Origin of the sequence: Streptomyces sp. SID14436, from assembly GCF_010548465.1 — a bacterium.
Taxonomy (GTDB): Bacteria; Actinomycetota; Actinomycetes; order Streptomycetales; family Streptomycetaceae; genus Streptomyces.
Window position 1 is genome coordinate 1 of the sequence record NZ_JAAGMD010000728.1, and the last position, 7,172, is coordinate 7,172.

Consider the following 7,172-nt stretch of genomic DNA (forward strand, 5'->3'; position numbering starts at 1 on the left):
CCCGCGGCCCGTCGCCGTCGGCCGGTGCGACGGCCTTCCCCGCCGGGCCGGCGGACCGCTTCCGCGGCCGGTCGAGGAGGCCGAGGAGGGCCAGCACCCAGCACCAGCCCGCCGCCCCGAACAGCGCCCGGGTGAGCACGGCGGCGGGCGTCCACGCCGTGAACGGGTCGTTCCCGGCGATGAATCCGGGCGCGGTCCCGGCGAACAGCACCAGGCCCAGGAGCCCGGCCGGGACGGCCGCCCGGCGGGTCGCCGCACGGACGTGCCCGTCGTCGGCGAGGGCGAAGCCGCAGAGGAGGAACAGCAGGTAGGCCCACCGGTTCCAGCCCGCGAAGCCCTCCTCCATGCCGAGCAGCGCGTTCACCGCGGCCAGGGGGAGCGCCGGCAGCAGGAGCAGCACCGGACGGCGCCGCAGCGCCGGTACCACGCGGGCGGCCCCGGCGGCGAGCCGGCCGGCGACCGGGGCGAGCAGCAGGCTGAAGGTGAGGAGCAGGACGACGAACCACAGGTGCCCGGTCTCGAAGTGCTCGCCGTCCAGGACGAAGGGGAAGTCGGCGGGATCTGGACGGACGCTCAGGAACCGCGGCCAGAAGGCCCCGTACGACGTGTCGTCGGCGGGGTCGGCGGCGCGCAGCCGCAGCCACTGGGGGAGCGGGCACAGCACGAGGGTGCCGAAGACCAGGGGCACGCCGAGGCGCAGCAGGCGCTCCCGGGCGAACCCGCCGGGCCCGCGGCGGCGGATCGAGTGCCGCGCGCCCAGCCCCGCGACCAGGAACAGCATCGGCATCGCCCACACCACGCCGAACCCGGCGAGCACGGTCACGGCGCCGGTGGTCTCGTCGTTCTTGACGTAGAAGTCGTCGTCGGGGGAGAAGACCAGGGCGGCGTGGAAGAAGACCAGGCCGACGACCACGAGGGCCCGCAGCACGTCCAGTTCGCCGCGCCGGCCGGTGGCGGCCGGCGGCCCCGGTTCCGCGCCCATCGTCCCTCCCCGCACAGTGTGCGGCCCAGTGTGGGGGAGGGCGGCGGGGGAGGACAGGCTTCCGGTCCGGTCCGGGGGTGCGCCCGGTGCGTCAGTTCACGCCGCGCGGGCGGAACTGGACGCTGATGCGCGGCCCGGTGGCGCGGGTGCTCTTGGGCACCGCGTGCTCCCAGGTGCGCTGGCAGGACCCGCCCATCACGATCAGGTCGCCGTGCCCGAGCGGCCGGCGCACCGTCGGACCGCCGCTCACCGGCCGCAGCAGCAGGTCGCGGGGCGTGCCGACGGACAGGATCGCCACCATGGTGTCCTCGCGGGCGCCCCGCCCGATCCGGTCGCCGTGCCAGGCGACGCTGTCCCGGCCGTCGCGGTAGTAGCACAGCCCGGCCGTGGCGAACGGCTCGCCCAGCTCGTCGGCGTAGTGCCGGCCGAGGGCGTCGCGGGCCTCGGCCAGCACGGGGTGCGGCAGGGGGTCGTCGGCACGGTAGTACGACAGCAGCCGGGGCACGTCGACGACCTGGTCGTACATCTGGCGGCGCTCCGCCCGCCAGGGGACCTCCGCGGCCAGCCGCGCGAAGAGCGCGTCGGACCCGTGGAGCCAGCCCGGCAGGACGTCGATCCAGGCGCCGGCCCCCAGCACGGTGCGGCGCACCCCGTCCAGCGGGCCGAGCCGTACCTCGTCCGTCTGGTCGAAGAGGGACCCCTGGAGTGCGGGGAGCGCTTCCGGGTGGTGCGTGGTCATGGCTTCAGCGTACGCCTAATCGAATACGCGTTCTACTCCGGCGGGGGTCCCGCGCCGATTCGCCGCTCCCGAGGTCTTCGGATACATCGCTGTATCGGATACGTTCTCGTATCGAACGGAGGTGGGGGCATGACAACACCGGGCCAGGACGGGCGCGTCACCCGGCGCCGGGTCCGCACCCGGACCAACCTCCTCGCCGCGGCGTTCACCGTGTTCGCCGCCAAGGGCTTCGGACGGGTCTCCATCGAGGAGATCTGCGAGGCCGCCGGATACAGCAGGGGCGCCTTCTACTCCAACTTCGCCAGCCTGGACGAGCTGTTCTTCGCGCTCTACCGCGAGCGGGCCGACCTCATCGCCGAGCAGGTCGCCGGCGCCCTCGCCCAGGACGGACCGGACCTCGACGTGCCCGCCGCCGTGGACCGGGTCACCGGCGTCCTGCTGCTCGACCGGGACTGGCTGCTGGTCAAGACCGACTTCCTGGTGCACGCCGCCCGCGACCCACGGGTGGCGCAGAGCCTGCTGGAACACCGGGCGCGACTGCGCCGGGCCATCGCCGACCGGCTCTCCCGGGCCGGCACCCCGCTGCCCGCCGTGCTCGGCGACGCCGACGGTGCCGCACACGCCGTGGTCGCCGCCTACGACGGCGTCACCACCCGACTGCTGCTGGACCGGGACGCGGCGGGCGCCCGGGCCTGGCTGAAACAACTGCTGACCGCGCTGCTCACCGACGGCAGCGCCGAGCCGGCCGCGCAGCGGCCCGGACGAAGGAAGGGACGGTCGCCATGGACGCCGACGTCATCGTCGTCGGAGCGGGCCTCGCGGGACTGGTCGCGGCCCACGAACTGACCAGCCGGGGCCGCCGGGTCGCCCTCGTCGACCAGGAGAACGCCAACAACCTCGGCGGCCAGGCCTTCTGGTCCTTCGGCGGGCTGTTCCTCGTCGACTCGCCCGAACAGCGCCGCCTGCGCATCAAGGACTCCTTCGACCTCGCCTGGAGCGACTGGCAGGGCAGCGCCGGATTCGACCGCACCGACGACGAGGACAGCTGGGCGGTGCGCTGGGCGCGGTCCTACGTCGAGTGGGCGGCGGGCGAGAAGCGCTCCTGGCTCAGCGGCCACGGCATCAGCTTCCTGCCCACCGTGGGCTGGGCCGAACGCGGCGACCTGCGCGCCGACGGCCACGGCAACACCGTCCCCCGCTTCCACATCGCCTGGGGCACCGGCACCGGGGTCGTCGACCCGTTCGTCCGCTCCGCCCGGCAGGCCGCCCGCGACGGACTGCTCACCTTCCACCACCGCCACCGCGTCGACGAACTCGTCACCACCGACGGCACGGTGAGCGGGGTGCGCGGCACCGTGCTGGTCCCCGACGACTCGCCCCGCGGCGTCGCCTCCGGCCGCGACGCGGCCGGCACGTTCGAACTCACCGCCCAGGCCGTGATCGTCACCAGCGGCGGCATCGGCGCCGACCACGACATCGTCCGCCGGTACTGGCCCGAGTGGCTCGGCACCCCGCCCCGCGAGATGGTCACCGGCGTCCCCGCCTACGTCGACGGGCGCATGCTCGACATCTCCGCCCGGGCCGGTGCGCGGCTGGTCAACCGCGACCGCATGTGGCACTACACCGAGGGGGTGCGGAACTGGGACCCCATCTGGCCGGGGCACGGCATCCGCATCCTGCCCGGCCCCTCCTCGATGTGGTTCGACGCCCTCGGCCGCCGCCTGCCCGCGCCGTGCCTGCCCGGCTACGACACCCTGAGCACGCTCCGGCACCTGCGCACCACCGAGGACATCGCCGGATACGACCACTCCTGGTTCGTGCTCACCCAGAAGATCATCGAGAAGGAGTTCGCGCTGTCGGGCTCCGAACAGAACCCGGACATCACGGCCAAGGACCGGGCCGGGTTCCTGCGGGAGCGGGTGCTGGGCAAGGGCGCGCCCGCACCCGTCGACGCCTTCCTGCGCCGGGGCGCCGACTTCGTCTCCGCGCCCACCCTGGAGCAGCTGGTCGAGAAGATGAACGCGCTCACCGACGAGCCGCTGCTCGACGCGGCCCGCATCCGCCGCCAGATCGAGGCCCGCGACCTGCAGATGACGCACTCCTACGCCAAGGACGCCCAGGTGCAGGGCATCCGCAACGCCCGCCGCTACCTCGGCGACCGCCTCGGCCGGGTGGCCGCCCCGCACCGCCTCCTCGACCCGGCGGCCGGACCGCTCATCGGCGTCAAGCTGCACGTCCTCACCCGCAAGACCCTCGGCGGCATCCAGACCGACCTCGACTCCCGGGCGCTCGGCGCCGACGGCCGGCCGGTCGACGGCCTGTACGCGGCCGGTGAGGTGGCGGGCTTCGGCGGCGGCGGGGTGCACGGGTACAACGCCCTGGAGGGCACCTTCCTCGGCGGCTGCCTGTTCTCCGGACGGGCCGCGGGACGCGCCGCCGCCGAGCAGACCGCCTGAGCGGCGGGGCGGGCGGGCCGGCCGCGTGCACTCCGGCCGGCCCGCCCCGCGGTCAGCCGTCCAGAAGCCGCAGCAGCACCTCGGCGTGGCTGCGCTCCGGTGACTTCGACGCCGTCAGCAGCGTCACGTCGCCCTCCCGCGCCAGCTTCCGCAGCCGGTCCAGCGGTTCGCTGGCCGCGGGGGCGGCCAGCTCCGCCTCGTACCGGGCGCGGAACTCCTCGAACGGCCGCTCCTGGGCGTGGTACCAGCGGCGCAACTCCGTCGACGGCGTGAGGCCCTTGGGCCACTCGTCCACCCGCGCCGCGTCCTTCGCCAGCCCCCGCGGCCACAGCCGGTCGACGAGGACCCGCACCCCGTCCTCCGGCTCGGGCGGTTCGTAGACCCGGCGCACCCGCACAGTCATGCTCGGACCCCTTCCGCTGAGGTGTCCCGTGAGCGTACTGCCGTGCCCGGCAGCGGGCACGGCGGCCGCGGCCCGCGCCTCCGCGGCTCAGCCGGACCTGCGCCGTGCCGCCGCACGCCGCTTCAGGGCGCGCCGTTCGTCCTCGCCGGTGCCGCCCCACACCCCGATGGACTGGCCGGTGTCCAGCGCCCATTCGAGGCACTGTTCCCGGACGGGGCAGCGCCGGCACACCGACTTGGCCTGCTCCGTCTGCAGCAGGGCCGGGCCGGACGTACCGATCGGGAAGAAGAGGTCGGGGTCCTCGGTCCGGCAGGCCGCGTGATGTCGCCAGTTGTCCATCGAATGTCACCTGCGATCGGAGTGGATGCGCACCCTTCGGATGCCTTACTCCTCCTCGGGTCACCTGTCGACACCGGCCGAAACAGCGGTCCCCGTGGAATCCCTCACTGTTCCCGCAGTCCCCACGGCGAACCGTACTCGGTCAGCAGGTCCAGGAACGGCCGCGCCGGGAACGCCTCCGGGCCGAGCACCCCCGTCCCCGACCAGACACCCGTGGCGAGGAGTTCGAGGGCGACGACCGGATTGACGGCGGTCTGCCACACCACGGCCTGGCTGCCGTACTCCGCCATGGACCACTGGTTGTCGACGACGTGGTAGAGGTACACCTCGCGCGGCGCCCCGTCCCGGACCCCGCGGACCCACGTCCCGGCGCAGGTCCTGCCGTGCATCCGCTCGCCCAGGGTCGCGGGGTCGGGCAGGCAGGCGGCCACCACGTCCCGGGGGGAGACCGCCACCGGCCCGTCGGGACCCGGCACCGTCACCGGCTCGGTGCTGTCCAGTCCCAGCAGGTGGAGGGTCTTGAGGGTGTCGATGAACTCGCGCCCCAGGCCGTACTTGAAGGTGACCCGGCCCGTGTCGACCCAGCGGGGGATGAGCAGCACCTCCTCGTGCTCGACGTTCACGCACTCCACCGGCCCGATGCCCTCCGGGAAGTCGAACACCTCGGGCTCGCTGAACGGTTCCGTGGTGAACCAGCCGCGGCCGGCCTCGTGCACGACGGGCGGGTTCAGGCACTCCTCGATGGTGGTCCAGATGTTGAACGACGGGGCGAACTCGTAGCCGTCCACGGTGAGGTCGGCGCCGTCCCGGACCCCGATCTCGTCGATCCGGTCGAAGAGTTCGTCGGCCGCGTAGCGGGCGAAGACGTCCGACAGCCCGGGCTCCACCCCCATGCCGACCAGCGCGAGCGCGCCCGCCCGCTCCCAGTCCGCCGCCAGGGCGAACTGCTCGTCGCCCAGCTTGACCCCGCACTCCTCGTGCGGCCGCTCCGGGTGCGGCCGGGACAGCGACATCGCCATGTCGACATAGGTGGCCCGGGCGTCCAGGGCGGCGCGGAACAGCGGCATCACGAACCGCGGGTCGGTGGCGTTGAGCAGCACGTCGCAGTCGTGTTCCCGCAGCAGGGCCGCCACTTGGGCCCGGTCCCCGGCGTCCACCCGCTCGGCGTGGAAACGGTCCGCGCGCTCACCGAGCGACGCCACCGCTGCCTCGGCGCGGGCCGGGTCGTAGTCGGCGACGACCATCCGTTCGAAGAACGGCCGCCGGGCCGCCACCCGGGTGATGGCGGTGCCCACCCCACCCGCTCCCACCAGCAGTACGCGCATGACGAAACACTCCCTTTCCATGACGTATCAGGACGATACGAGGAGCTCCTGTGCGGGAGATACAACGCCTCGCGGGCACGTAAGGTCAATGGCGTTGGCATAAGGGCGCCGGAGGCCGCACCCGCGGCCCCGCGGGTGTGGCCGGGGCGCGGCGGCGGGAGGAGAGCGGACGATGGCCAAGCGGGTGGTTCCCGAGGAGAAGCGGCGGCGGCGCCGGCCCACCAGGAGCGGGCAGGTGCTGTCCGAGGCGCTGATCGTCGACGCGGCGCTGCGCCTGCTGCGCGAGCACGGCAGCGGCGGCCTGACCGCCCGCCGCCTCGGCCTCGCCCTGGACTGCGACCCGAGCACCCTGTACCGGTACTTCCGCGGCATGGACGACCTGACCCTCGCCCTCGGGGACGCCCTCGTGGGACGCGCGCTGCGGGGCTGGCGGCCGACGGGGGAGTGGCGTGCCGACCTGCGCGCGGTGGGCCTGCGCATCCACGAGGCCTACGTCTCCCACCCGCAGGCCGCGGTGCTCACCGCGAGCCGGGTCTCCGGCCGCGCCAACGAACTCGCCGCGGACGAGGCCGTGCTCGACGTCCTGCGCTCGGCGGGCTTCTCCCCGGCGGAGACGGTGCGGATCTACCACGCGTTCATCGACACCACCCTGGGCTTCGCCGCCCTGGACGCGGCGTCCCTCGCCCTGCCCGGCGCCGCCCGGCGCGCCGACGAGGAGATGTGGCACTCGACCTACGCCCGGCTGCCCGCCTCGACCCACCCGCGGATCGCCGAGGTGGCCCCGCTGCTGGCCGCCCGCATGGTCACCAGCGCCTACCCGACGGCCCTGGACATGCTGCTGGACAGCGCCGCCGCGCGGCTCGGCCCGTCCGGCGGGCCGGACGCGGCGCGGGCGGGGGACCGTCCCGTCTCCGGCCCCGGCCGGACG

Annotated in this window: 8 protein-coding genes; 3 read left to right on the top strand and 5 right to left on the bottom strand. The window is 74.4% G+C overall.

Annotated elements, in window-relative coordinates; genetic code table 11:
• Positions 1–982, bottom strand: a 982-nt coding sequence (locus G3I53_RS26410) for an acyltransferase (RefSeq protein ID WP_164438840.1), incomplete at its 3' end; no start/stop codon positions are given.
• Positions 983–1,073: 91 nt separating this feature from the next.
• Positions 1,074–1,721, bottom strand: a complete 648-nt coding sequence (locus tag G3I53_RS26415) for an alpha-ketoglutarate-dependent dioxygenase AlkB (RefSeq protein WP_164336133.1) — start codon at positions 1,719–1,721, stop codon at positions 1,074–1,076.
• A 129-nt stretch (positions 1,722–1,850) separates the two neighbouring features.
• Here G3I53_RS26415 and G3I53_RS26420 point away from each other — a divergent pair, with 129 nt between their 5' ends.
• Positions 1,851–2,567, top strand: coding sequence for a TetR/AcrR family transcriptional regulator (locus G3I53_RS26420; protein ID WP_164336135.1), 717 nt, complete (start codon positions 1,851–1,853; stop codon positions 2,565–2,567).
• Entirely contained in the window at positions 2,504–4,177 is a 1,674-nt protein-coding gene (locus G3I53_RS26425; RefSeq protein ID WP_164336137.1) for an FAD-binding dehydrogenase, read from the top strand. The genes G3I53_RS26420 and G3I53_RS26425 overlap by 64 nt, the downstream gene beginning before the upstream one ends.
• Positions 4,178–4,229: 52 nt before the next feature.
• On the opposite strand, the gene G3I53_RS26430 is transcribed toward G3I53_RS26425, so the two are convergent.
• The 3 genes from G3I53_RS26430 to G3I53_RS26440 all read right to left on the bottom strand — a co-directional run bounded on the left by G3I53_RS26430 (position 4,230) and on the right by G3I53_RS26440 (position 6,244).
• Complete coding sequence (locus tag G3I53_RS26430) at positions 4,230–4,580, bottom strand: DUF488 family protein (protein WP_031102128.1); 351 nt, start codon at positions 4,578–4,580, stop codon at positions 4,230–4,232.
• Positions 4,581–4,667: 87 nt separating this feature from the next.
• Positions 4,668–4,919, bottom strand: coding sequence for a WhiB family transcriptional regulator (locus G3I53_RS26435; protein ID WP_164336139.1), 252 nt, complete (start codon positions 4,917–4,919; stop codon positions 4,668–4,670).
• Between the two features lie 104 nt (positions 4,920–5,023).
• Positions 5,024–6,244, bottom strand: a complete 1,221-nt coding sequence (locus G3I53_RS26440; RefSeq protein WP_164336141.1) for a saccharopine dehydrogenase C-terminal domain-containing protein — start codon at positions 6,242–6,244, stop codon at positions 5,024–5,026.
• Positions 6,245–6,416: 172 nt separating this feature from the next.
• On the opposite strand from G3I53_RS26440, the gene G3I53_RS26445 reads away from it, so the two are divergent.
• On the top strand, positions 6,417–7,172 hold a 756-nt coding region (locus tag G3I53_RS26445), incomplete at its 3' end, for a TetR/AcrR family transcriptional regulator (RefSeq protein WP_164438841.1).

Bases quoted from the DNA above. Each gene is read 5' to 3' on its own strand.
- G3I53_RS26415 (WP_164336133.1), bottom strand. From the start codon at position 1,721: ATGACCACGCACCACCCGGAAGCGCTCCCCGCACTCCAGGGGTCCCTC.
- G3I53_RS26420 (WP_164336135.1), top strand. From the start codon at position 1,851: ATGACAACACCGGGCCAGGACGGGCGCGTCACCCGGCGCCGGGTCCGC.
- G3I53_RS26425 (WP_164336137.1), top strand. From the start codon at position 2,504: ATGGACGCCGACGTCATCGTCGTCGGAGCGGGCCTCGCGGGACTGGTC.
- G3I53_RS26430 (WP_031102128.1), bottom strand. From the start codon at position 4,580: ATGACTGTGCGGGTGCGCCGGGTCTACGAACCGCCCGAGCCGGAGGAC.
- G3I53_RS26435 (WP_164336139.1), bottom strand. From the start codon at position 4,919: ATGGACAACTGGCGACATCACGCGGCCTGCCGGACCGAGGACCCCGAC.
- G3I53_RS26440 (WP_164336141.1), bottom strand. From the start codon at position 6,244: ATGCGCGTACTGCTGGTGGGAGCGGGTGGGGTGGGCACCGCCATCACC.